This window comes from Streptomyces sp. NPDC096132 (assembly GCF_044763345.1).
Classification (GTDB): Bacteria; Actinomycetota; Actinomycetes; order Streptomycetales; family Streptomycetaceae; genus Streptomyces.
Map to the genome: position 1 here is coordinate 101,614 of NZ_JBIWGA010000002.1, position 22,832 is coordinate 124,445.

The 22,832-nt window shown below is 70.5% G+C and carries 24 protein-coding genes; 12 read left to right on the forward strand and 12 right to left on the reverse strand.

Going from position 1 to position 22,832, the window contains the following annotated elements; all coding sequences use genetic code 11:
- Nucleotides 1-53: 53 nt before the first annotated feature.
- From ACIRF9_RS04835 to ACIRF9_RS04850, 4 genes are all read right to left on the reverse strand, one after another.
- Nucleotides 54-1,145, reverse strand: a complete 1,092-nt coding sequence (locus tag ACIRF9_RS04835) for an amidohydrolase family protein (RefSeq protein WP_403816398.1) — start codon at nucleotides 1,143-1,145, stop codon at nucleotides 54-56.
- A gap of 222 nt (nucleotides 1,146-1,367) precedes the next feature.
- Entirely contained in the window at nucleotides 1,368-2,159 is a 792-nt protein-coding gene (locus ACIRF9_RS04840; protein WP_403816401.1) for an amino acid ABC transporter ATP-binding protein, read from the reverse strand.
- On the reverse strand, nucleotides 2,156-2,989 hold the full coding sequence (locus ACIRF9_RS04845) for an amino acid ABC transporter permease (RefSeq protein WP_403816404.1): 834 nt from the start codon (nucleotides 2,987-2,989) through the stop codon (nucleotides 2,156-2,158). Before ACIRF9_RS04845 ends, ACIRF9_RS04840 begins: the two co-directional genes overlap by 4 nt.
- Nucleotides 2,990-2,993: 4 nt before the next feature.
- Nucleotides 2,994-3,857 carry a transporter substrate-binding domain-containing protein gene (locus ACIRF9_RS04850; RefSeq protein WP_403816407.1) on the reverse strand — a complete coding sequence of 288 codons (864 nt, stop codon included), beginning with the start codon at nucleotides 3,855-3,857 and terminating at the stop codon, nucleotides 2,994-2,996.
- A gap of 201 nt (nucleotides 3,858-4,058) precedes the next feature.
- Between ACIRF9_RS04850 and ACIRF9_RS04855 the strand changes: the two genes are divergently transcribed.
- The 6 genes from ACIRF9_RS04855 (at nucleotide 4,059) to thpD (ending at nucleotide 9,117) form a co-directional block, all read left to right on the forward strand.
- Nucleotides 4,059-5,159, forward strand: a complete 1,101-nt coding sequence (locus tag ACIRF9_RS04855; RefSeq protein ID WP_403816410.1) for a pyridoxal-phosphate-dependent aminotransferase family protein — start codon at nucleotides 4,059-4,061, stop codon at nucleotides 5,157-5,159.
- A 40-nt stretch (nucleotides 5,160-5,199) separates the two neighbouring features.
- Nucleotides 5,200-5,727: a DinB family protein gene (locus tag ACIRF9_RS04860; RefSeq protein ID WP_403816413.1), complete on the forward strand. Its 528-nt coding sequence runs from the start codon at nucleotides 5,200-5,202 to the stop codon at nucleotides 5,725-5,727.
- A 219-nt stretch (nucleotides 5,728-5,946) separates the two neighbouring features.
- Entirely contained in the window at nucleotides 5,947-6,459 is a 513-nt protein-coding gene (ectA, locus tag ACIRF9_RS04865) for a diaminobutyrate acetyltransferase (protein ID WP_403816415.1), read from the forward strand.
- Between the two features lie 74 nt (nucleotides 6,460-6,533).
- Nucleotides 6,534-7,805, forward strand: coding sequence for a diaminobutyrate--2-oxoglutarate transaminase (gene ectB / locus ACIRF9_RS04870; protein ID WP_403816418.1), 1,272 nt, complete (start codon nucleotides 6,534-6,536; stop codon nucleotides 7,803-7,805).
- Between the two features lie 14 nt (nucleotides 7,806-7,819).
- A complete protein-coding gene (locus ACIRF9_RS04875; protein ID WP_403816420.1) occupies nucleotides 7,820-8,224 on the forward strand; it encodes an ectoine synthase in 405 nt (134 codons plus the stop codon).
- Between the two features lie 5 nt (nucleotides 8,225-8,229).
- Nucleotides 8,230-9,117 carry an ectoine hydroxylase gene (thpD, locus tag ACIRF9_RS04880; RefSeq protein ID WP_403816423.1) on the forward strand — a complete coding sequence of 296 codons (888 nt, stop codon included), beginning with the start codon at nucleotides 8,230-8,232 and terminating at the stop codon, nucleotides 9,115-9,117.
- 88 nt (nucleotides 9,118-9,205) lie between these two features.
- Here thpD and ACIRF9_RS04885 read toward each other — a convergent pair whose 3' ends face one another.
- The 7 genes from ACIRF9_RS04885 to ACIRF9_RS04915 form a co-directional block, all read right to left on the reverse strand.
- Entirely contained in the window at nucleotides 9,206-10,312 is a 1,107-nt protein-coding gene (locus tag ACIRF9_RS04885) for a maleylpyruvate isomerase family mycothiol-dependent enzyme (RefSeq protein WP_403816426.1), read from the reverse strand.
- Between the two features lie 25 nt (nucleotides 10,313-10,337).
- The gene (locus ACIRF9_RS04890; protein WP_403816429.1) at nucleotides 10,338-10,964 is read right to left on the reverse strand and encodes an RNA polymerase sigma factor; all 627 of its coding nucleotides are present in this window, start codon (nucleotides 10,962-10,964) and stop codon (nucleotides 10,338-10,340) included.
- Nucleotides 10,965-11,011: 47 nt separating this feature from the next.
- Nucleotides 11,012-12,064 carry an aminotransferase class V-fold PLP-dependent enzyme gene (locus ACIRF9_RS04895; RefSeq protein WP_403816432.1) on the reverse strand — a complete coding sequence of 351 codons (1,053 nt, stop codon included), beginning with the start codon at nucleotides 12,062-12,064 and terminating at the stop codon, nucleotides 11,012-11,014.
- Between the two features lie 96 nt (nucleotides 12,065-12,160).
- Nucleotides 12,161-12,877 (reverse strand): DsbA family oxidoreductase, encoded by a 717-nt coding sequence (locus ACIRF9_RS04900; RefSeq protein WP_403816434.1) that lies wholly within the window; start codon nucleotides 12,875-12,877, stop codon nucleotides 12,161-12,163.
- A 76-nt stretch (nucleotides 12,878-12,953) separates the two neighbouring features.
- Nucleotides 12,954-13,457, reverse strand: a complete 504-nt coding sequence (locus ACIRF9_RS04905) for a GNAT family N-acetyltransferase (protein WP_403816437.1) — start codon at nucleotides 13,455-13,457, stop codon at nucleotides 12,954-12,956.
- A 34-nt stretch (nucleotides 13,458-13,491) separates the two neighbouring features.
- A complete protein-coding gene (locus tag ACIRF9_RS04910; RefSeq protein WP_403816440.1) occupies nucleotides 13,492-14,100 on the reverse strand; it encodes a DUF1349 domain-containing protein in 609 nt (202 codons plus the stop codon).
- Between the two features lie 134 nt (nucleotides 14,101-14,234).
- Complete coding sequence (locus ACIRF9_RS04915) at nucleotides 14,235-15,764, reverse strand: aldehyde dehydrogenase (NADP(+)) (RefSeq protein WP_403816443.1); 1,530 nt, start codon at nucleotides 15,762-15,764, stop codon at nucleotides 14,235-14,237.
- 140 nt (nucleotides 15,765-15,904) lie between these two features.
- On the opposite strand from ACIRF9_RS04915, the gene ACIRF9_RS04920 reads away from it, so the two are divergent.
- From ACIRF9_RS04920 to ACIRF9_RS04930, 3 genes are all read left to right on the forward strand, one after another.
- Nucleotides 15,905-16,678, forward strand: a complete 774-nt coding sequence (locus ACIRF9_RS04920) for an IclR family transcriptional regulator (protein ID WP_403816446.1) — start codon at nucleotides 15,905-15,907, stop codon at nucleotides 16,676-16,678.
- A gap of 13 nt (nucleotides 16,679-16,691) precedes the next feature.
- On the forward strand, nucleotides 16,692-17,162 hold the full coding sequence (locus ACIRF9_RS04925) for a GNAT family N-acetyltransferase (RefSeq protein ID WP_403816449.1): 471 nt from the start codon (nucleotides 16,692-16,694) through the stop codon (nucleotides 17,160-17,162).
- Between the two features lie 65 nt (nucleotides 17,163-17,227).
- Nucleotides 17,228-18,679 carry a peptidoglycan D,D-transpeptidase FtsI family protein gene (locus ACIRF9_RS04930; protein WP_403816452.1) on the forward strand — a complete coding sequence of 484 codons (1,452 nt, stop codon included), beginning with the start codon at nucleotides 17,228-17,230 and terminating at the stop codon, nucleotides 18,677-18,679.
- Nucleotides 18,680-18,791: 112 nt separating this feature from the next.
- Here the strand turns inward: ACIRF9_RS04930 and ACIRF9_RS04935 are convergent, their stop codons facing one another.
- Nucleotides 18,792-20,192 (reverse strand): NCS2 family permease, encoded by a 1,401-nt coding sequence (locus ACIRF9_RS04935; protein ID WP_403816455.1) that lies wholly within the window; start codon nucleotides 20,190-20,192, stop codon nucleotides 18,792-18,794.
- A 257-nt stretch (nucleotides 20,193-20,449) separates the two neighbouring features.
- On the opposite strand from ACIRF9_RS04935, the gene ACIRF9_RS04940 reads away from it, so the two are divergent.
- The 3 genes from ACIRF9_RS04940 (at nucleotide 20,450) to ACIRF9_RS04950 (ending at nucleotide 22,822) form a co-directional block, all read left to right on the forward strand.
- Nucleotides 20,450-21,013, forward strand: coding sequence for a SigE family RNA polymerase sigma factor (locus tag ACIRF9_RS04940; RefSeq protein WP_403817915.1), 564 nt, complete (start codon nucleotides 20,450-20,452; stop codon nucleotides 21,011-21,013).
- Nucleotides 21,010-21,894, forward strand: coding sequence for a hypothetical protein (locus tag ACIRF9_RS04945; RefSeq protein WP_403816458.1), 885 nt, complete (start codon nucleotides 21,010-21,012; stop codon nucleotides 21,892-21,894). The genes ACIRF9_RS04940 and ACIRF9_RS04945 overlap by 4 nt, the downstream gene beginning before the upstream one ends.
- Nucleotides 21,895-21,991: 97 nt before the next feature.
- A complete protein-coding gene (locus tag ACIRF9_RS04950) occupies nucleotides 21,992-22,822 on the forward strand; it encodes a pectate lyase (protein WP_403816461.1) in 831 nt (276 codons plus the stop codon).
- Nucleotides 22,823-22,832: the final 10 nt, after the last annotated feature.

Genomic DNA, 22,832 nt, shown 5'->3' on the forward strand with positions numbered 1-22,832 from the left:
CTTCGACTCGTATGGCACACATGTTCAGCGGTGCGGGCGGATCGCGGCGGCCGTCACGCCCTGACCCTGCCGCCCACCACCACCCGGCGAGGTGCCGCGAGCACGCGGACGTCGGCGCGCGGGTCGTTGTCGTAGACGACGAGGTCGGCCGGGGCGCCCTCCTCCAGGCCGGGCCGGCCGAGCCAGGCGCGGGCGGTCCATGTCGTCGCGGCCAGGGCCTCGACGGCCGGGATGCCCGCCGTCACCAGTTCCGCGACCTCGGCGGCCACGAGGCCGTGCGGGAGGGTGCCGCCGGCGTCCGTGCCGACGAAGACCGGGATGCCGGCGTCGTAGGCGCCCCGCACGGTGTCGTAGCGGCGCTCGTGGAGCCGGCGCATATGGGCCGACCAGCGCGGGAACTTGCTCTCGCCGCCCGCCGCGAGCCGCGGGAAGGTCGCGATGTTGACGAGGGTCGGCACGATCGCGACACCGCGCTCGGCGAACAGCGGGATCAGGTCCTCGGTGAGGCCCGTCGCGTGCTCGATGCAGTCGATGCCCGACTCGACGAGGTCGCGCAGGGAGTTCTCGGCGAAGCAGTGCGCGGTGACCCGGGCGCCCAGCCGGTGCGCCTCGTCGATGGCCGCCTCGGCCGCCTCCCGGGGCCAGCTCGGGGCCAGGTCGCCCACCTCGCGGTCGATCCAGTCGCCGACCAGCTTGACCCAGCCGTCGCCGCGACGGGCCTCCCGGGCGACGTACGCCACCAGGTCGGCGGGCTCGATCTCATGGGCGTAGCCGCGGATGTAGCGGCGGGTACGGGCGATGTGCCGGCCGGCCCGGATGATCTTCGGGAGGTCGTCGCGGTCGTCGACCCAGCGGGTGTCCGAGGGCGAGCCGGCGTCGCGGATCAGCAGCGTGCCGGCCTCGCGGTCGGTCAGCGCCTGCTTCTCGGCGACGTCCGGCGCGACCGGGCCGTCCGGCCCCAGGCCCACGTGGCAGTGGGCGTCGACCAGGCCGGGCAGCGCCCAGCCCGCCACGGTCCGGACGTCGCGGACGCCGACGGGACGGTCGTAGGAGATCCGGCCGTCGACGACCCACAGTTCGTCGCGGATGTCGTCGGGTCCGACGAGGACCCGGCCCTTCACGTGCAGCACCGGCTGATCGCTCATGCACCGCACCTTAATGACCGGCTAGTGCCGCGGCAGGCAACGTTTGCCCGTCAAGGAGCGGCGTCGTGGGGGTCCCCCCGCTCGAGCGATGTCGAGAGTGGGGGAGCGTGCTCTCGTCGTGCCGGCCGGAAGCCCTCGTACTGGATGTACTTGGGCTTTCGGCCGGTGCGGCGAGAGGGCGTGCCGGGCGTCGCGACGGGGCAAACGTTGCCTGCCGGGGCACTAGTCGCTCTTGCCCACCTGGTCGGACGTCTCCTCCTCGACTTCGGCCATCGCCGGGTCCAGCAGCCGGGACAGGAAGTGACGGGTGCGCTCGTGGCTCGGGGAGCCGATGACCCGGTCGGGGGTGCCCTCCTCGACGATCACTCCGCCGTCCATGAAGACGACCCGGTCGGCGACCTCGCGGGCGAAGGTCATCTCGTGGGTGACGACCATCATCGTCATGCCCTCGTGCGCGAGCATGCGCATGACGGCCAGGACGTCCCCCACCAGCTCCGGGTCGAGCGCCGAGGTCGGCTCGTCGAACAGCATGACCTCGGGGCCCATGGCGAGCGCCCGGGCGATGGCGACGCGCTGCTGCTGGCCGCCGGAGAGGGAGGCGGGGTAGGCGTCCGCCTTCTCCGACAGACCGACGCGTGCCAGGTTCTCCGCGGCGACCTTCGCGGCGGGCGCCTTGCCGCGCTTCAGCACCCGACGCTGCGGGAGCGTGAGGTTCTCGGTCACGGTCAGGTGCGGGAAGAGGTTGAACTGCTGGAAGACCATGCCGATACGGCGGCGTACGGCGTCGATGTCGACGTCCGGGTCCGTGACCTCGGTGCCGCCGACGAAGACCTGGCCCTTGGTCGGCTCCTCCAGCAGGTTCACGCACCGCAGGAGCGTCGACTTGCCCGAGCCGGACGGGCCGATCACACAGACGACCTCGCCCTGGCCGATCTCGAGGTCGATGCCGCGCAGGACCTCGTTGCTGCCGAAGGACTTGTACAGGTCCTTGACCTGGATCTCCGGTCGGCTCATTTGACGGCCTCCTGGGCCTTGGCCTCCATACGGCGCACGACGAAGCCGAGCGGGATGGTCACCAGCAGGTAGCAGAGGCCGGCGACGAGGATCGGCGTGGAGTTGGCGGTCTGGCTGGCCAGGTCGCGGCCGTACTTGGACAGTTCCCGCTCCTCCAGGGTGACCCCGAGGAACAGCACCAGCGAGGAGTCCTTGAACAGCAGGACCAGTTCGTTGGTGAGCGGCGGGAGGATGATCCGGAACGCCTGCGGGATGATGATCGAGACCATGGCCCGGGCGGGCGAGAACCCCAGGGAGCGGGCCGCCTCCATCTGCCCCTTGGGTACGGCCTGGATGCCGGCGCGGATCGTCTCCGCCATGTACGCGGCCGCCACCAGGCCGAGCGCGAGGGCGACCTTGCCGTAGGTGCCGCCGACGATCTCCGTGCCCGGGAAGGCGAGCGGCACGGCCACGCCGATGAAGATGAAGATCAGCAGGGCGGGCAGACCGCGGAAGATCTCGATGTAGACGCCGGCGAACCAGCGGTAGGGGCCCACCGACGACAGCCGCATCAGCGCGATCACCATGCCGAGCACGAGTCCGACGGCGAAGCCGGACAGCGTGTACAGCACGGTGTTCTTCAGCGCCAGCGTGATGACGTCCGGGAACATCTGCCGCGCGATGTCCCACTGGGCGAACTGGTTCTGCAGCCGGTCCCAGTCGGCCGAGACCGCGAAGGCGATCACGGCGGCGACGAACACGACGTACTGCGCGCCGCGCGAGAGGCGGCGCTTCTGGCGCCGGGTCAGGCCCTTCTTCCGGGGCTGGAGTGGTACGTCCGTGGAGGCCATGGGGTCAGGAGGCCGACGCGGACGGGGAGGCGGAGGCGGCCGACTCGTCGTAGGGGCCGATCCACTTCTCGTACAGCTCCTTGTACGTGCCGTCCGCCTTCGCGTCGGCGAGCGCCTTGTTGATGGCGGCGAGGAGCTTGGTGTTGCCCTTCTTCACCGTGAAGCCGTACTGCTCACCGGTGTTGAGGTTGTCGACGACCTTGAAGGCGTCGGCGTTGGCCTTGTCCTTCAGCCAGCCCTGGACGACCGGGTAGTCGATGATCACGGCCTTGACCTGGCCGGTGCGCAGACCGTTGAGGACGGCGTCGGAGGACTCGAAGGAGACCGGGTCGAAGCCCTGGCTCTTGGCGTAGTCCTCGCCGGTGGTCTGGGCCTGGGCGCCGAGCTTGACATTCTCGGACTTCACCTCGGCCAGCGAGCTGACGTCGGCGTCCTTGTCGACCAGGACGGCCTGGGTGGCGTCGAAGTACGGGTCGGAGAAGTCGACGTTTTTCTTGCGTTCCTCGGTGATGGTCATGCCGGCCGCGGCCAGGTCGCACTCGCCGGAGTTGAGGAAGGCGCCGGTCTTGAAGTTCTCGAAGGGCGTGTCGAGGATCTCCTGCTTCACGCCGAGGTCCTCGGCGACGAGGTCGATCAGCGAGACGTCGAAGCCCTGCACCTTGCCGTCGATCTCCGACTGGAAGGGCGGGTAGGGCAGGTGGGTGCAGGTGGTGAGCTGACCGGCCTTGACGAGCTCGACCCCGCCCGCGGCGGTCTTGGAGCCGCTGCCCGAGTCGTCGCTGGAGGTACAGGCGGCCACGAGCATCAGCCCGGCCGTCGCGGTGGTGGCGGCCAGGATGCGGGTCCGTCGCCCGAAGAGCGTGTTCACGGCGGGCCTTCCTGTAAGGGAACTGTGGGTTCCGATTATAAGGAGAAGTTTGGGTGTCTCAAACCAAACCGATGGTCGCGGGGCTGCCTGACCTACGAACTCATCAGTGGGGGGAGGGGAGCGTGCGTCGGGAGAGGTGTTGGGGTCTGCCGGTTACTCTCGAGACCTCATACCCCGTGAGTGAAGAGAGAGCACCCCGCCGTGACACACCCCTTCCTGGACCTGGCCCCCTTGAGTGCCGCACGCTTCGCGTCGATCGAGGACCGGGTGGCGCGCCTGCTGAGCACCGAACAGGACGTCGTGATCATGCAGGGCGAGGCGCTGCTGCCGCTGGAGGGGGCGATCCGGGCGACCGCCGGCCCCGGGACGACCGCGCTGAACGTCATCACCGGTCCGTACGGGCAGACCTTCGGGGACTGGCTGCGGGACTGCGGGGCCACGGTGATCGATCTGGCGGTGCCCTTCCACACGGCGGTCACGGCCGGACAGATCCGGGAGGCCTTCGCCGCGCACCCGGAGATCGACTTCGTGTCGCTGGTGCACGCGGAGGCGGCGACCGGCAACACCAACCCGGTGGCGGAGATCGGTGAGGCGGTGCGGGAGCAGGGTGCGCTGTTCTCTCTGGACGCCGTGGCCTCCGTCGGGGCCGAGCCGGTCCTGCCGGACGCGTGGGGGGTGGATCTGTGCGTAATCGGCGCGCAGAAGGCGATGGGCGGACCGGCGGGTGTGTCGGCGGTGTCGGTGAGCGAGCGGGCGTGGGCGCGGATGGCGGCGAACCCGAGGGCGCCGCGCCGCTCGTACCTCTCGCTGCTGGACTGGAAGGAACGCTGGGTCGACGGGGGCCGCAAGGCGCTGCTGCACGCTCCGGCGCAGTTGGAGATGCTGGCGCTGGAGGCGTGTGTGGCGCGGATCGAGGCCGAGGGGCCGGCCACCGTGATGGGCCGGCACGCGGCCGCCGCCGCGGCGACGCGTGCGGGAGCGGTGGCGCTGGGCGGGGGTCTGGAGCCGTATGTGCACGAGGCCGCGGAGGCGGCGCCGGTCGCGACGACGCTGCGGGTGCCGTCGGGTGTGCCCGCGTCGGAACTGGTGGGCCGGGCTCTGGCGATGGACCCCGCGCTGCCGCTGGCGGCGGGCGGGGGCGCCCTGGCCAAGGAGATGATCCGGGTCAACCACTACGGCGTCGACGCGACGCCGGGTGCGGTGCGGGGCAGCCTGGTGGCCCTGGGCGCCGCGCTGGCGGAGAAGGGGCTGGACGTGGATGTGGCCGGGGCACTGCGGGCGGCGGAGGAGGCATGGGCGTAGCCGGCCCTCGCTTGTCGGTGGGGCGTGGCATGCTCGGCCGATGACCGCTGACACGCCCCAGAGGCTTCCCGACGGCCGGCCCGTCCCCCTCCTGACCGGTGACGAACTCCCCATGTTGGAGAGCTGGTTGGACTTTCACCGGGCCACGCTGGAACTCAAGTGCGCGGGGCTCGACGACCAGCAGGTGCGGATGGCGGCGGCGGCGCCGTCGGAGCTGACGCTGCTCGGGCTGGTGCAGCATCTCGCCGAGGTCGAGCGGACCTGGTTCCAGCGGGTGGTCGCCAGGCTGGACGTGCCGGTGCTTTTCGAGGAGGAGACCGGGTATGCGCTGGATCCGGCCCGAGGGCTTCAGGAGGCGCTGGAGGTCTGGCGACGGGAGGTCGCACGGGGGCGTGAGGTGATCGCCGGGCGGTCGCTGGAGGAGACCGGGCGGATCGCCGACGGGCCGATGGCCGGGGCCCCGGTCAGTCTTCGCTGGGTGCTCCTTCACCTCGTCGAGGAGTACGCCCGGCACAACGGCCACGCGGACATTCTCCGGGAACATATCGATGGGGTTACCGGTTTCTGAATTCAGAGAATTCCCGAGTTCTTCTGCCCGGGTTCCCCGCGAATAAACCCGGGAGATTTCCCACTCGCCACAGGCGCGTGACGCATTGCACAGAGAGGCCGTTATGCGGCTTTTGCGGTAGGGCAAAAGCCGCATAACCCACCCCGGCCTCAGCGGCATCACGGAATCCCCACGCCCCCTCCATGCGCTTTTGAATTTCCCTGGGTAAGTTCCTTCCGCATGACTGCCGCACCAGCAGACCTCCTCATCGACCGGCCCACCGTGGCGGACGGGGCCGCACTCTGGCGTATTGCCAAGGAATCCGGAAACCTGGATCTGAACTCGTCCTACAGCTATCTGCTGTGGTGCCGCGACTTCGCCGGCACCTCGGCCGTGGCCCGCGCGGAGGACGGCGAACCGGTCGGGTTCGTCACCGGGTACGTACGGCCGGAGGACCCCCACACCCTGCTGGTCTGGCAGGTGGCCGTGGACGCCGCGTACCGGGGCCGCGGTCTGGCCGCCGCGCTGCTGGACGGACTGACGGCACGACTCGCCGCCGAGCGTCCGCTGACCGCCGTCGAGACCACCATCACGCCGGGCAACACCGCCTCCGAGCGGCTGTTCACCTCGTACGCCGCCCGGCACGGGGCCACGCTCAGCCGCGAGGTGCTGTTCGGGACCGGGCTGTTCCCGGACGGCCCGCACGGCCCCGAGGTGCTCCACCGCATCGGCCCCCTCTCCCTCCCCCGCTGAGCCCCACCGCCCCACCGCCCCTTTCCCCCACACCCGCTCATCCCTCTGTCCCCCACACCGAGGAGCGATTCGTCGTGACCATCACCCAGCCCGATCTCAGCGTCTTCGAGACCCTCGAGTCCGAGGTGCGCAGCTACTGCCGCGGCTGGCCCGCCGTCTTCGACCGTGCGCAGGGCAGCCTGATGTACGACGAGGACGGCCACCGGTACCTCGACTTCTTCGCCGGTGCCGGATCCCTCAACTACGGCCACAACAACCCCGTACTGAAACGGGCGTTGATCGACTATCTGCTGCGCGACGGGGTCACCCACGGACTCGACATGTCGACCGTCGCCAAGCGGTCGTTCCTGGAGACCTTCCAGGAGCTGGTGCTGCGGCCGCGCGATCTGCCGTACAAGGTCATGTTCCCGGGGCCGACCGGCACCAACGCGGTGGAGTCCGCGCTGAAGCTGGCGCGGAAGGTGAAGGGACGCGAGGCGATCGTGTCGTTCACCAACGCCTTCCACGGGATGTCGCTGGGCTCCCTCGCCGTCACCGGCAACGCCTTCAAGCGGGCCGGGGCCGGGATCCCGCTCGTGCACGGTACGCCCATGCCCTTCGACAACTACTTCGACGGGACCGTCCCCGACTTCCTGTGGTTCGAGCGGCTGCTCGAGGACCAGGGGTCCGGGCTCAACAAGCCCGCCGCGGTGATCGTGGAGACCGTGCAGGGCGAGGGCGGGATCAACGTGGCCCGGCCCGAATGGCTGCGCGCCCTCAAGGAGTTGTGCGAGCGGCAGGACATGCTGCTGATCGTCGACGACATCCAGATGGGCTGCGGGCGCACCGGGGCCTTCTTCTCCTTCGAGGAGTCCGGGATCACCCCCGACATCGTCACCGTCTCCAAGTCCATCAGCGGATACGGCCTTCCCATGTCGCTGTGCCTGTTCATGCCGGAGCTCGACGTGTGGGAGCCGGGCGAGCACAACGGCACCTTCCGCGGCAACAACCCCGCCTTCGTGACGGCGACGGCCGCCCTCGAGACGTACTGGGCCGACGGGTCCGCCATGGAGAAACAGACCCGGGCGCGCGGCGAGCAGGTGGAGGAGGCGCTGATCTCGATCACCGAGGAGAACCTCGCCGAGGTGAAGGAGTACCGGGGGCGCGGTCTGGTGTGGGGACTGGAGTTCCACGACAGGCAGCGGGCGTCCCGGGTGGCGCGGCGCGCCTTCGAGCTGGGGCTGCTGATCGAGACCTCCGGTCCCGAGAGCGAGGTCGTGAAGCTGCTGCCGGCCCTGACCGTCAGCCCGGAGGAGCTGGACGAGGGGCTGAGCGTCGTCGCCCGCGCCGTCCGCGAGACCGCCTGACAGAGAGGGACGCGATGATCGTCCGTTCGTTCAAGGACATCGAGAACACCGACCGGCATGTGCGGGCCGCGTCCGGCACCTGGGAGAGCAAGCGGATCGTGCTCGCCCGGGAGCGCGTCGGATTCTCCCTGCACGAAACGATTCTGTACGCCGGCACCGAGACGTCGATGTGGTACGCCAACCACATCGAGGCCGTGGTCTGTGTGGAGGGCGCCGCCGAACTCACCGACCACGAGACCGGGAGGACGTACCCGATCACTCCCGGCACCCTGTACCTCCTGGACGGCCACGAGCGGCACACGCTGCGCGTCCTGGAGGACTTCCGCTGCCTCTGCGTGTTCAACCCGCCCGTGACGGGCCGGGAGGACCACGACGAGAACGGCGTCTATCCCCTGCTCACCGAGCCCGAGGAGGTGTGACCGTCATGACCACCGTCACCGATCTCTATCCCACCCGCGGCACCACCGAGGTGTCCGTCCCCCGCCAGGACCCCGTCGTCTGGGGCTCCCCCAGCACCCCGGGCCCGATCCCGGCGGCCGATCTCCAGGCGTACGAGCGCGACGGCTTCCTCGCCGTCGACCAGCTCATCAGTGACGACGAGGTCGCCGTCTGCCGGCGGGAGCTGGAGCGGCTGGTCTGCGACCCGGAGGTCCGGGCCGACGAACGGTCGATCGTGGAGCCGCGGTCGAAGGAGATCCGTTCCGTCTTCGAGGTGCACAGGCTGAGTCCCGTGTTCGCGGCCCTCGTGCGTGACGAGCGGGTCGTCGGGCGGGCCCGGCAGATCCTCGGTTCGGACGTGTACGTCCACCAGTCGCGGATCAACGTCAAGCCGGGCTTCGGGGCCGGTGGCTTCTACTGGCACTCCGACTTCGAGACCTGGCACGCCGAGGACGGTCTGCCGGGCATGCGCACGGTGTCCGTCTCGATCGCACTGACCGAGAACCTCGACACCAACGGCGGCCTGATGATCATGCCGGGCTCGCACCGGACGTTCCTGGGCTGCGCGGGCGCCACGCCCGAGGACAACTACAAGAAGTCCCTGCAGATGCAGGACGCGGGCACGCCCTCGGACGAGGCGCTGACCACGCTGGCGGGCGAGTACGGCATCCGCCTGTTCACCGGCCGGGCGGGCTCCGCGACCTGGTTCGACTGCAACTGCATGCACGGCTCGGGCGACAACATCACGCCGTTCCCGCGCAGCAATGTGTTCATCGTGTTCAACAGCGTGGAGAACACGGCGGTCGAGCCGTTCGCGGCACCCGTACGGCGGCCGGAGTTCATCGGAGCGAGGGACTTCACTCCGGTCCGGTGAGCCCCGCCCGGCCGGGGGTCCGGGGGTTGTCCCCCGGAGAATGCAGCATCGGTGCTCGGGATTTCACCCCGGTCCGCTGATCACCCGGTCAAAGCCACGCCAGCGACGCCGTCCGTTCCAGTACGTCCCGTACGGCGGCGGCGTCGCCCGTGGCCGTGTGCGGCACCGCGTCCGGGGCGCTCCGCCCGCCCGCGAGGAAGCAGAAGTCGACCGGGTCCAGGACGAGTCCGGCGCGCACCGGGCCGGTCCCGGCGCCGAGGGTCCACTCGTCGATGCCGGTGAGCGTGAAGCGGACGGGCGGCACGGCGGGGCCGAGGGCCTGGCCGAGGACGCTCACGGCCAGCCGTACCAGCCGCTCGAGGTGCGCCGCGGGCGGCGGCGGTACCGGGATGCCGAGGGCGCGGCCGATGTCGTCGGTGTGGATCCACGTCTCGAAGGCCCGGACGGTGAAGTGGTCGGCGACGGGCAGCCGCATGCCCATCAACTCGACGGCGCGCGCGGCCCGTTCGGGATCGTGGGCCTCGGGCGTGGCGAGCAGCGCGGCGCACTGGGCCGCCCAGGCGGCGCGCGTCCGCTCGGGCGAGTGGCGGCGCTCGTGGCGGATCACGTCGGCCGTGCGCCGGTCCCAGTACGCGCCCCAGGGCTCGCCGTCCTCGGCCGGCGACGGGGGCACCTGTGCGTCCACGCCGAGCGCCAGCGCGAGCTGCTCGTCGGCGGCGACGAGGTGGGCGAGGGTCGACTGGACGTCCCAGTCGTGCACCACCGGGACCTTCCAGCGGTCGTATCCCCACCTGCCGTACACATGGGGCAGCAGCGCGGTCAGGGAGGCCACGGATCCGGCGTAGGCGGCGGCGTGCGCGGCCACCGGGGTGGCGGCGGGGCGGGGGCTCTCCCACTGGGGGCGGCGGCCCCGGAACAGTCCCGCCACCACGTGGTCCGGCTCGGCCTCGACCATCGGCCCCCGGCTCGGGGGCGGCTCCCACCCGGCACCCTCCCCGGGCGGCACGTCCAGCAGGCGTACGGTCTCGCGCAGCCGTTCCGCCTCGGCCGCGCACTCGGCGCAGCCGTCCAGGTGCCGGGCCACCGTCTCCTTCTCGGCGGGCGTCACGGCGTCGAAGGCCGAGGCGGCCACCAGGTCGCGCAGGCCGTCGTGGTCACGGTCGTGGCCGTGGTCGTGCTCGTGGTCGGTGGTCACCGGTCGCCTCCTTCCGCTGTCGCCATCATGCGCCTCTTTCCAGGGCCGGGTCCGGTGGGTCGGCCAGTGTCTCGGCCAGCCGGCGCAGGGCCGTGCGCAGCCGGGTCTTGGCGGTGCCCTCGGGGATGCCGAGTTCGGCGGCGGCCTGGCGGTAGGTGCGGCCCGCGAAATAGGCGAGGTGCACCACCTCCCGTTGCGGCTGCGGGAGTTCGGCGAGCGCGGAGTGCAGGAGCAGGGAGCGTTCACGGTCCACGACCGCCTCGTCGGGACCGGGCGCCGCGTCCGGGATGGTGTGCAGGGCGCTGTCGTCGGCGCGGCCGGCCTTGCGGTGCCGGGCCTCGTGGCGCACCCAGTCCACGGCCCGCCGGTGCGCGAGCATCGACAGCCAGGTGCGCAGGCTGCCCCGGCGGGCGTCGAAGGCGTACGGCCTGCTCCACAGCTCGGTGAAGACCTCCTGCGCGATGTCCTCGACGGCGGCCGGGCTGCGGGTGACGCGCAGGGCGATCCGCCGCACCAGCCCGCCGTAGACGGCGTACGTCTCGGCCAGCGCGGACCCGTCGCCGTACACCAGCCGCCCGTGCAGCTCGGCGTCGGCGACCGCCCCCGTCGATGCGTCCCTGTCCGTGTCCGTGGGATCCACCGGCACCACCACCCCTGGTGCCTTTCCTAGCGTCCCGGGCGCGCGTGCGGCAAGGGCTGTCAGCCCGAGAGCACGTCCAGCAGGCGCTCGACGTCGGCGGGGGTGTTGTAGAGGTGGAAGGAGGCGCGCAGGTTGCCCGCGCGGTCGGAGACCTCGATGCCCGCCGCGCTCAACTCCGCCTGGCGGTGGCCGAGTCCGGGCACCGAGACGATCGCGGAGCCGGGGGCGGGCAGCGGTTCGTGGCCGAGGGTCGCGAGTCCGGTGCGGAAGCTGTCGGCGAGGGCCAGGTCGTGGGCTCGGACGGCCTCCACGCCGAGTTCCTCGACGAGGGCGAGGGAGTGGCGCAGACCGGCGTAGCTGAAGAGGGCGTGGGTGAGGTCGAAACGGCGTGCGGAGTGGGCGAGTTCGGTCACGGGGCCGTAGCAGCTGTCCCAGGGCCGCTCGCCCGCGACCCAGCCGGCCAGCACCGGCGTCAGCCCGCCGAAGTCCTCGGGCAGGACGAGGAAGGCCGCTCCGTGCGGGCCGAGCAGCCATTTGAAGCCGACGGCGGCGGTGTAGTCGTACGCGCCGGCGTCCATCGGAAGCCAGCCGGCGGCCTGGGAGAAGTCGACGTACGTGCGGGCTCCGTACTCCCGCGCCGCCTCGCGCAGGGCGGGCAGGTCGGCGATCCGGCCGTCGGCGGACTGCGCCGCGCTGACCGCGACGAGCGCGGTGCCGGGACGGACCGACTCGGCGATCCGCTCCAGGGGCACGGCGCGCACCTTGAGGTCGCCGCGGACATGGAACGGGTTCACCACGGAGGTGAAGTCGTCCTCGGCGGTGAGGACCTCCGCGCCGGCGGGCAGGGAGGCGGCGATCACCCCGGTGTGGGCGGCGACCGAGGCGCCGGCCGCCACGCGCTCGGTGGGAACGCCGGCCAGCCGGGCGTAGGAGGCACGGGCCGCCTCCACGTCGGCGTACAACGGCCCGAGCGGCCGGCCGTCGGCCCGCAGTTGGACGGCCTCCCGCAGGGCCGCCACGGCGCGGGCCGGCAGCAGCCCGTTGCTCGCGGTGTTGAGGTAGGTGTTCTTCGGGGCGAACTCGGCGCGGACGAGGCTCTCGAAGGTCTCCATGGGTCCACTGTGGGGCCGGGAGAACTCGTAGTCCATTGCGGATTTCTGAGCGGAACCCCTAAGGAGCGCTTATACGTCCGCCCCCACCTGCGCTTCTCAGTGCTGCGGCACCGCGCACCCGTCCGGGCCACAGGCCTCCGCGCCGCCGTCGTCGATCAGCTTCAGCGGGGAGCGGTCGCCCCAGGCCTGGGTGAGGGCCTGGGCGAAGACCTCGGCGGGCTGGGCGCCGGAGACGCCGTAGGCGCGGTCGAGCACGAAGAAGGGCACGCCGTTCGCACCGAGCTGGGCGGCCTCGCGCTCGTCGGCGCGGACGTCGTCGGCGTAGGCGGTGGGGTCGGTGAGCACCTTGCGGACGGCGTCGGCGTCGAGGCCGGCCTCGACGGCCAGCTCCACGAGCCGCTCGTCGCCCTCGGTGAAGAGGGACCGCTCCTCGGCGAAGTTCGCCCGGTAGAGGATCTGGATCAGCTCGTCCTGCCGGCCCCGCTCCTTGGCGAAGTGCAGCAGGCGGTGCATGTCGAAGGTGTTGCCGTGGTCGCGGCCCCGGGTCTGGTACTCCAGTCCCTCGGCGGCGGCCTGCGTGCCGAGGTTCTCCTCACCGGCCTGCGCCTGCGCCTCGCTCATGCCGTACTTCTTGGTGAGCATCTTGATCACGGGCTGGACGTCGCCCTTGGCGCGGCCGGGGTCCAGCTCGAAGGAGCGGTGCACCACCTCGACCTGGTCGCGGTGCGGGAACGCCTCGAGCGCCTTCTCGAAGCGGGCCTTTCCGACATAGCACCAGGGGCAGGCGATGTCGCTCCAGATCTCGACGCGCATGGTCTCGGCACTCTCCAACTCGTACGGGGGACGGAGACCCCCTCCGCCGAGTGCATGAACGTTCAATCAGCGGGGTTCATTCCCCGCGCACGGAGAAGCGCAGGAAGAGATGGTGGTCGTCGTCCGCGGGCGGGTTCTCCGGGTCCGGGACCCAGCCCTGACGCGCATAGAAGGCCTGGGCGCGCCGGTTGTCGACATGCACGTCGAGCACGGCCGTACGACGCGCGTCGGCCCGCCACTGCTCCACACAGGCGGTGTGCAGGGCCGTACCGATGCCCGCCCGCCAGCGGTCCGGGTCGACGTGGAACTGGAACAGCTTGACCGTCTCCGCACCGGCGCCCTCCGGCACCCGGAACGAGGCCAGGCCGACGATCCGCCCCTGCTCGACGACGCACAGCACCTGTCCGTCGGGCCGCTCGATGGCCGTACGCCAGTTGGCGAGCCAGGCGGTACCGTCCTGCGGGATCCCGTCGGGGTAGTACGTGGCCCGGGCCCGCGCGTGCAGCGCCACGACGGCCTCCGCCTCGGCGGGCACGACGGTACGGATCACTCGGCTCGGGGTGGGGGGTTCTCCGATCATGCACGGGAGGACGACACAGCAGGCGTCCCGGTTCCTAGCTGCCGTCTCTCAGATCGTCCGGCCAGGCGTCCCGGAACTCGATGTGGTCGTACGTCACCACACACCCCTCCCCCATCGGCGACTGGGTCATGAAGCCGACCAGGGCGGCGCCGGTCTCCTTCTCCTCGCCCAGGGTGAACAGCCGGACGAAGGTCCAGCGCCGGCCGTCGCGCGAGGCGTGGAAGGCGAAGGCGCGACCGGTCCGGCTCACCCGCAGCCAGACGGAACTGCCGTCCACGGTGAAGGAGTTGGCGTCGTCGGAGTGTCCCCGGGTGACCACCGTGCAGACGGTGGCCACGTCCGGGGAGTACTCCAGGCAGAGCTTGGCCCAGGCGCGTTCGCCGACATGGACGTACAACACCCCCGCGTCGAAGGCCCAGTTGAATCCCACGGTGACCCGCGCGATCAGCTGGAAGTCCCCCTCGGGCGCCCCGAGCAGCCGCGGCGCGTCGGCGGCGGGCTCCAGCCCCTCCCCGGTCGGCGGCACGAACCGGTCCTGCCGCGGCCCGGCCCACCCGGTGAGCACCCCGTCCTCGTGGGACCAGTGCCCGTCGGGCCCATAGGTACGGAGGGGAAACGGCAGTTCGGGAAGCGAGACGTCCATGGCGGAATTATCCAGGGGGAGGCAGGCCGCCCTTCTTGGGGGCGCGGGGAACGGCGCGAACGGCCACGACGGCGCCGCACCCGCCGATACACCCCGACCCCTACGGCGCACCCCTACGGCGCACCCGCGGAGCGCTACCGCTCCAAACGCCCGTTGAACCGACGAGGCAGCCCCAACTCGTTCTCGTCCCGAAGCTCCACCGGCAGCAGCGCCGCAGGCGCGTTCTGATAGGCAACGGGCCGCAGCCACCGCTCGATGGCAGTCCCACCCACGGACGTCGACGTGGACGTCGTAGCCGGGTACGGCCCCCCGTGATGCTGCGCCGGCGCGACGGCAACCCCCGTCGGCCAGCCGTTCACCAGCACACGCCCCGCGAGCGGCGTGAGCTCCGCGAGGATCTCGGCCCCCCGCCCCTGCCCGGCGGCCTCCTCGTCGGACAGCTGCACGGTCGCGGTGAGATTCCCCGGCAGCCGCGACAGAACAGCCTTGACCTCACCCTCGTCCTCGTAGCGGACCACCACGGTGACCGGCCCGAAGCACTCCTCGAGGAGCAGGTCGTGCGCGCCCTCCTCGGCAAGCCGTGCCGCCGGCACCGTCAGGAAGCCCGCGCTGACGGTGTGCTCCCCGCCCGCGCCGGGCGTCACCGGCGTCTCGACGTCGGGCAGCTCGGCCCGCTCGGCGACCCCGGCGATGAAGTTGTCCCGCATCCGGTGGTCGAGCAGCACGCCCGCCTCCGTGTCGCTCACCGCGTCCGTCAGCGACTTGACCAGCCCGTCACCGGCCGAGCCGGACGGTACGAGGACCAGGCCCGGCTTGACGCAGAACTGCCCGACGCCCAGCGTCATCGATCCGGCGAGCCCGGCGCCGATGGCCTCCGCGCGCTCGGCGGCGGCCGCCTCGGTGACCACGACGGGGTTCAGCGAGCCCAGCTCGCCGTGGAAGGGGATCGGCGTCGGCCGGGCCGCGGCCGCGTCGAACAGCGCGCGCCCGCCCCGGATGGACCCGGTGAAACCGGCCGCGGCGACCAGCGGGTGCTTGATCAGCTCGACGCCCGCCTCGAAGCCGTGCACGAGACCGAGGACGCCCTCGGGGATGCCGTGCGCGGCGGCGGCCGTCCGCAGCACCTTGGCGACCAGCTCGGACAGCGCCGGGTGGTCGGGGTGCGCCTTGACGACGACGGGGTTGCCGGCCGCCAGCGCGCTCGCGGTGTCGCCGCCGGCGACGGAGAACGCGAAGGGGAAGTTGGACGCCGAGTAGACGGCGACCACGCCGAGCGGCACCTTGTAGCGGCGCAGGTCGGGGATGGGCGGGGTGGCGGTGTCGTCGGGGTGGTTGACGACGACGTCGAGGAAGGCGCCCTCGTCGACGATGCCGGCGAACGCGCGCAGCTGGTAGCAGGTGCGGGCGAGCTCGCCGTTCAGCCGGACCGGGCCGAGCGCGGTCTCCGCGTCGGCGACCTCGACCAGCTGGTCCTTGGCCGCCTCCAGCTTGTCGGCGGCGGTGCGCAGGAAGGCGGCGCGGACGGTGCGGTCGGCGAGCGAGCCGCGCGTGGCGTGCGCGGCACGGACGACGGTGTCCACCTCCTGGGCCGTGGCCTCCACCGCAACCTGTTCACGCTGCTTCCCGGTACGGGGGTCGACACTCCAGACTGGTGCTGCTGCCACCGCGGGTCCCTCCACGCTTGCTTACTGGCCACGTTTGGTATTGGCTCATCCACCAGGGACGTTCGATATACTGAACAGCGTCTCTCATGGTGAATATGCTGTTGGAGACTATTTCCCGTCGAACGAAGGGGTCAAGGGCGATGTCGGCTGGCGAGACGGGGGGCGGGGCGCAGGTCAAGTCCGCGGTGCGGACGGTTGAGCTGCTGGAATACTTCGCCGGCCGCCCCGGTATGCACTCCCTCGCGGCGGTTCAGGAGGCCGTCGGCTACCCCAAGTCCAGCCTCTACATGCTGCTCCGCACGCTCGTGGAACTCGGCTGGGTGGAGACGGACGCGACGGGCACGCGGTACGGCATCGGTGTCCGGGCGCTGCTCGTCGGCACCTCCTACATCGACGGCGACGAGGTCGTCGCCGCGGCCCGGCCGACCCTGGACCGGCTCTCCGACGACACCACGGAGACCATCCACCTGGCCCGCCTCGACGGCACGAACGTCGTCTACCTCGCCACCCGCCAGTCCCAGCACTATCTGCGCCCCTTCACCCGTGTCGGCCGCCGGCTGCCCGCCCACTCCACCTCCCTGGGCAAGGCGCTGCTGAGCACGTACACCGACGAGCAGGTCCGCAAGATGCTCCCGGAGACACTGCCCGCGCTCACCGAACACACCATCACGGACCGCGAGAAGCTCATCGAGGAACTGCACCAGGTGCGCGATCAGGGCTTCGCCGTGGACCGCGAGGAGAACACCCTCGGCCTGCGCTGCTTCGGTGTGGCGATCCCCTACCGCACCCCGGCCCGGGACGCGATCAGCTGCTCGGTGCCGGTGGCCCGGCTGACCCCGGCGCACGAGCAGATGGTCAAGGACGCCCTGTTCGACGCGCGGGACCGCCTCACGCTCGCCACCCGCCGGCTCTGAGTAGGCTCGGGTGATGGATATCGCCCTGCGCCCCGTCCACGACAGCGATCTGCCGGTGTTCTACCGGCTGCTGAACGACCCCGAGGCCCTGCGGATGGCCGCGTTCACCCCGGAGAACCCCTCCGACCGGTCCGCCTTCGAGGACCACTGGAAACGGGTCAGGTCCTCCACCGCGCTGGTCCGCACGGTCCTGACCGACGGGGACGTCGTCGGTCACGCGGCGGTGTACGGGGAGCCGGGCGAGCGCGAGGTGACGTACTGGGTGGACCGGGCCTACTGGGGCAAGGGCATCGCGACGGCGGCCCTGCGGACGCTGCTGGCCGAGGTCACCGAGCGTCCGCTGTACGCCCGGGCGGCGGCCGACAACGCCGGTTCCCTCAGGGTGCTTCAGAAGTGCGGCTTCCGCGTCACGGCGCACGCCTCGGGCTTCGCCCACGCGCGCGGCGAGGAGACCCCGGAGGTCGTCCTGAAGCTGGACGCATGAACGTACGATGAGAAAACCGGCCGAAGGGAACGATTCGCTTCGGCCCGCTCGTCTTCCTGATCGCAATGAACAAGACGATCAGGCGTGCCTCGGTCTTCTCGCTGCTGCTGGTGTTCGCCCTGCTGATCAGGGCGACCTGGGTGCAGTTCTACGAGGCCCAGGCTCTCGCGGACGACACAGACAACCGGCGCAACGCGATCGAGACGTACTCGCAGCCGCTGGGGAACATCATCGTGGCCGGAAAGGCGGTCACCGGTTCGGCCGCCACCTCGGGCGGCGACCTGAAGTACAAGCGGACGTACACGAACGGCAAGCTGTACGCGGCGGTGACGGGCTACGCCTCGCAGGCCTACGCCCCGACCCAGCTGGAGGGCATCTACGCCGACCTGCTCAACGGGACGGACAGCCGGCTGAAGACCGTGATGGACACGGTCACCGACAAGCGGGCCGACCCGGGCGACGTGATCACGACGATCGATCCGGACGTGCAGAAGGCGGCGTACGACGCGCTGGGCGACAAGAAGGGCGCGGCCGTCGCGATCGACCCGACGACCGGCAAGATCCTGGCGGTCGTGTCGACCCCGTCGTACGACCCGTCGTCCCTCACCGACGCCAACACCGCCGGTACGGCCTGGAAGAAGCTCAACTCCGACTCCGACAAGCCGCTGGTCAACCGGGCGCTGCGGCAGCCGCTGGCGCCGGGCTCGACGTTCAAACTGGTGGTGGCGGCGGCCGCGCTGGAGGACGGGCTGTACTCGTCGGTGGACGAGAAGACGGACAGCGAGGACCCCTACACGCTGCCCGGCACCCGCACGGTCCTGAAGAACGAGAACACCTCCGCGCCCTGCGAGAACGCCTCGATCCGGGTGGCGCTGCAGTACTCCTGCAACAACGTGTTCGCGCACATGGCCGTGCAGCTCGGGCAGGACAAGGTGAAGGCGATGGCCGAGAAGTTCGGCTTCAACGACGACAGCCTGGACGTGCCGGTGCGGGCGTACCCGAGCGTGTACCCCTCCGACATGGACGAGTCGTCCACCGCGCTGACCGGCATCGGCCAGTTCGACGTGACCGCCACCCCGCTGCAGATGGCCATGGTGTCGGCCGCGATCGCCAACGGCGGTGAGCTGGTCTCGCCGCACATGGTCTCCCAGATCACCGACAGCGGCGGCGACGTCCTCAAGGACTACGACGACGAGGCGTCCGGCGAACGGATCATCAGCTCCTCCACCGCCGAGCAGCTCCAGTCCGCGATGCAGACGGTCGTCGAGAAGGGCACCGGCACGAACGCGCTCATCGACGGCGTCACCGTCGGCGGCAAGACGGGCACGGCCCAGAACGGCGAGAACAACAGCAAGGCGCCGTACGCCTGGTTCACGTCCTACGGCAAGACGGACGGCAAGGAGGTGGCCGTGGCGGTGGTGGTGGAGCAGTCGGACGCGGCACGTTCAGAAGTGAGCGGCAACGGCCTGGCGGCACCCGTGGCCAAGGCGATGATGCAAGCGGCGTTGAAGGGTTGAGGATGGCTGCGCGATCAGCCTGCGGGTCCGTCGTGGCTGGTCGCGCCCGCGCGGCGGGGCCGCATATCGATGCGGCCCCGCGCCCCTTGGGTTGCGTACCTCACCGGCGTCGCTACTTCACGCCCAGAATCTGCTCGATCGGGTCGATCGCGAAGTACACCGCGAACAGTGCCGACGCCGCCCACAGCAGCCAGTGGACCTCCTTCGCCTTGCCGAGGACCGTCTTGATCACGACGTACGCGAGGAAGCCCGCGCCGATGCCGTTGGTGATCGAGTAGGTGAAGGGCATCACGGCGATGGTGAGGAACGCAGGGATGGCGATCTCGTACTTGTCCCAGTCGATGTTCTTGACCTGGGTCATCATCAGGAAGCCGACGGCGACCAGGGCCGGGGCCGCCGCCTGGAGCGGGACGATGGTGAGGAGCGGGGTCAGGAACAGGGCGAGGGCGAACAGACCGCCGGTGACCAGGTTGGAGAAGCCGGTGCGCGCGCCCTCGCCGACACCGGCCGCGGACTCGATGTAGGAGGTCGCGGAGGACGAGGAGGCAGCGCCGCCGGCGACCGCCGCCGCGCCGTCGATGAGCAGCACGCGCCCGAGGTTGGGCACCTCGCCCTTCTCGTTGAGCAGTCCGGCCTCCGCGCTGATGCCGACGACCGTGCCCATGGTGTCGAAGAAGTCGGACAGGATCAGGGTGAAGACCAGCAGGACGACGGTGATGGCGGTGGTCTCGCCGAACGCGCCGAACAGGCTGAAGTGACCGATCAGTCCGAAGTCGGGGGTGTCGACGATCTCGTCGGGCCAGGACGGCGTGGTCAGGCCCCAGGACTTGATGTCGGCGATCGAGTTGATGACGATCGCGAGCACGGTCATGGTGACGATGCTGATCAGGATCGCGCCCTTGACCTTGCGGGCGAGCAGCGCGACCGTCAGCAGAACGCCGAGGCAGAAGACGAGGACCGGCCAGCCGGAGAGGGTGCCGGTGCCGCCGAGCTGGACGGGCACGGTGGTGCCCGCGGCGTCGGGGATGCGGCTGACGAAGCCGGCGTCGACGAAGCCGATGAAGGCGATGAACAGGCCGATGCCGACGCTGATCGCCTGCTTGAGCGGCTGCGGGATGGCGTGCATGACTGCCTCGCGCAGACCGGTCACCACCAACACGCAGATCAGCAGGCCCTCGAGGACGATCAGGCCCATCGCGTCGTCCCAGCTCATCAGCGGGGCGATCTGGAAGGCGACCACCGCGTTCAGGCCGAGGCCCGCGGCGAGCGCGAGCGGCAGGTTGCCGCCGACGCCCATGACGATCGTCATCACCGCGGCCACCAGGGCGGTGGCGGTGGTGAGTTGGACGGTGTCGAGGGTGTGGCCGAACTTGTCCTTCGCGCTGCCGAGGATGATGGGATTCAGGACAAGGATGTAGGCCATCGTGAAGAACGTGGCGAAGCCGCCGCGTATCTCCCGGCCGAAGGTGGATCCCCGTTCGGAGATCTTGAAGTACCGGTCGACACTGGTCACGTGTTGCTCCTTGCTGCCTGAATGATCGTGTGCGGATGCTGGCTGGATTGTGGCCTCGTTGAACCGTGCTCAGGTTTTCGCCGTGTTACGGAATCGGGCTTCCGCGCAGCTCCTGGCGGCCACATGATGTTCGAACCCCAGTACCAAGCCAAGTGGATGATCACTGCTACGCTTCCGGATCTCGTCCCAGACCCTCCCCGGGACATCCCCATGTCATTCACATGACACGCACAGCAGCCATCGAGAAGAGGTCACCCGTGGGCACAGTCGTCGACGACGCCGCCTCCGTGGAATTCCATGCCTTCTTCGACCGCCACTACGCCGAACTGGCCCGTCTCGCCCACCTCCTGACGGGTGAGGCGGATGCCGCCGACGACCTGGCGGCGGACGCGCTCCTCGCCCTGTGGAACCGCTGGGACCGCGTGCGCGCGGCCGACCACCCGGTGGCGTACGCCCGTGGCGTCGTCGCCAACCTGGCCCGCACCCGCATCCGCAGCGCCGTCCGCGAGCGACGCAGAATCGCCCTGTTCTGGTCGCAACGCGAGGAAAAGACGGAAAATCCTGATGTCGCGGGCGTTGTGGACGTGCAGTCCGCGCTGCGTAGACTCCCCTTCCGCAAACGGGCCTGCGTGGTGCTCCGGCACGCCTTCGACCTCTCGGAGAAGGACACCGCGCTCGCCCTGGGGGTCTCGGTCGGTACGGTGAAGAGCCAGACCTCCAAGGGAATGGCCGAGCTGCAGAAGCTGCTCGGCGCCAAGGGAGCTCCGTTTAAGGTGCACGCGATGGCGCGCACCAGCGAGGCCTCGGGAAGGGACCGATGACGATGCAGCGGGACGTGCACGACGAACTGCGCGCCCGGCTGCACCAGGCGGCCGAGGCGTACGAGCCGAACCGGGAGCGCATCCTCGCCCGGGTCGAGCGCGGTATGGCGGGAGAGACGACGGAGCTGGAGCGGCGCGCGCACCGCGCGACCCGCCCGCTGGTCTGGGGCTGGGCGCGGGTCGTGGGTGCCACGGCCGCGGTCGCGGGCATGCTCGCGGTCGGCGGTTACGCGGTGGCGTCCGCGGTGAAGGACGACTCACCGTCGCCGCAGACGGTCGCCGTGTCCTCGCCGCCGGTGAAGTCCCCGGACGCGACGAGCCGTCCGCCGGCCTCGCCGAAGAGCACACCGAGTGCGACTTCCGGCGGCGCCACCGGGGCACCGTCGAAGCCGAGCAGTTCCCCGACGCCCTCGGCCACGTCGACGCCCTCCGCGCCGGCCGTCGCCCTGCTGCCGGGCACCGACGACGATGACGACGGGCCGCTGTGGTCGGACGGCTCCGTGGACCCGCACAGCAACGACTTCTGGGCGCAGAGCAACATCACCATCCGGGCGAAGCAGGAAGCCACCGCGCTCACCGTGCAGCTGAGGGTCGCTCAGACCGGCGGGGTGTCCTCGGCCGGTGCCTGGCGCTCGCTGCCCGAGGACGACTTCACGCTCACCGTCACCGAGCAGGACGGCTTCCTGGTCTACACCTGGGTGCTCAAGGAGGGCCGAACGGTCCCCGTGGGCGAGTGGGTGTTCGCCGGGCAGTACGACCACGACCGCGGAGGCCGGGACGCCGCGCGTGACAGCTACGTCATCACGGGCGAGTCGGACGGCAGGGCCCGCACCCTGGGCGGCGACTTCGCGACCCAGGACTCGGCCGAGGGCGACTCGTAGCAGGCCCCACAAAAAACTTCTGAAACAGCGGCAACCCTTTCCTCACCGGTGACGACCCCAAGGCACAAGAGTCACCACCCACTTGAGGATTCGGCACATGACTGCTTCAGCAGAACCGCGCGTCCGGCACCGCCGCAAGGTCACCAAGCGGCGGGCGCTGATCGCGGGCTCCACCGCCCTGGGCATCACCGGCGCGGCGATCGTCACCACGACGCTGCTGTCCTCGGCGGGCGCCGCGACCGCCTGGCCCACGGCCACCGGCAGCAAGGCCGTCTCCTCGACGATCAAGGTGTCGGGCACCTATGACGGCAAGCTGAAGAAGTTCTACGGCAGCGGCGCGCTCGGCACCTCCGACCAGGACGAGTCGCAGGGCGCGATCTTCGAGCTGGCCGACGGCGCGGTCCTGAAGAACGTGATCATCGGCACCCCGGCGGCGGACGGAGTCCACTGCAAGGGCTCCTGCACGCTGCAGAACGTGTGGTGGCTGGACGTCGGTGAGGACGCGGCCAGCTTCAAGGGCAAGTCGTCCTCGGCCGTGTACAAGGTCGTCGGCGGTGGCGCGAAGAACGCCGACGACAAGGTGCTGCAGTTCAACGGCGCCGGCAAGCTCACCGTGTCCGGCTTCCGCGTGGAGAACTCCGGGAAGCTGGTGCGCTCCTGCGGCAACTGCAAGACGCAGTTCAAGCGCACGATCGTGCTGAGCGACATCGACGTCGTGGCGCCCCTGAAGGCGATCGTCGGGGTCAACGCCAACTATGGCGACACGGCCACGCTGTCGAAGATCCGCATCCAGAACGACCCCAAGAAGAAGGTCAAGACCTGCGTGCGCTTCAAGGGCAACAACTCCGGCAAGGAGCCCACGGAGATCGGCACCGGTGCGGACGGAACCACCTGCAAGTTCTCCTCATCTGACATCACGTACAAGTAACGCAAGATTC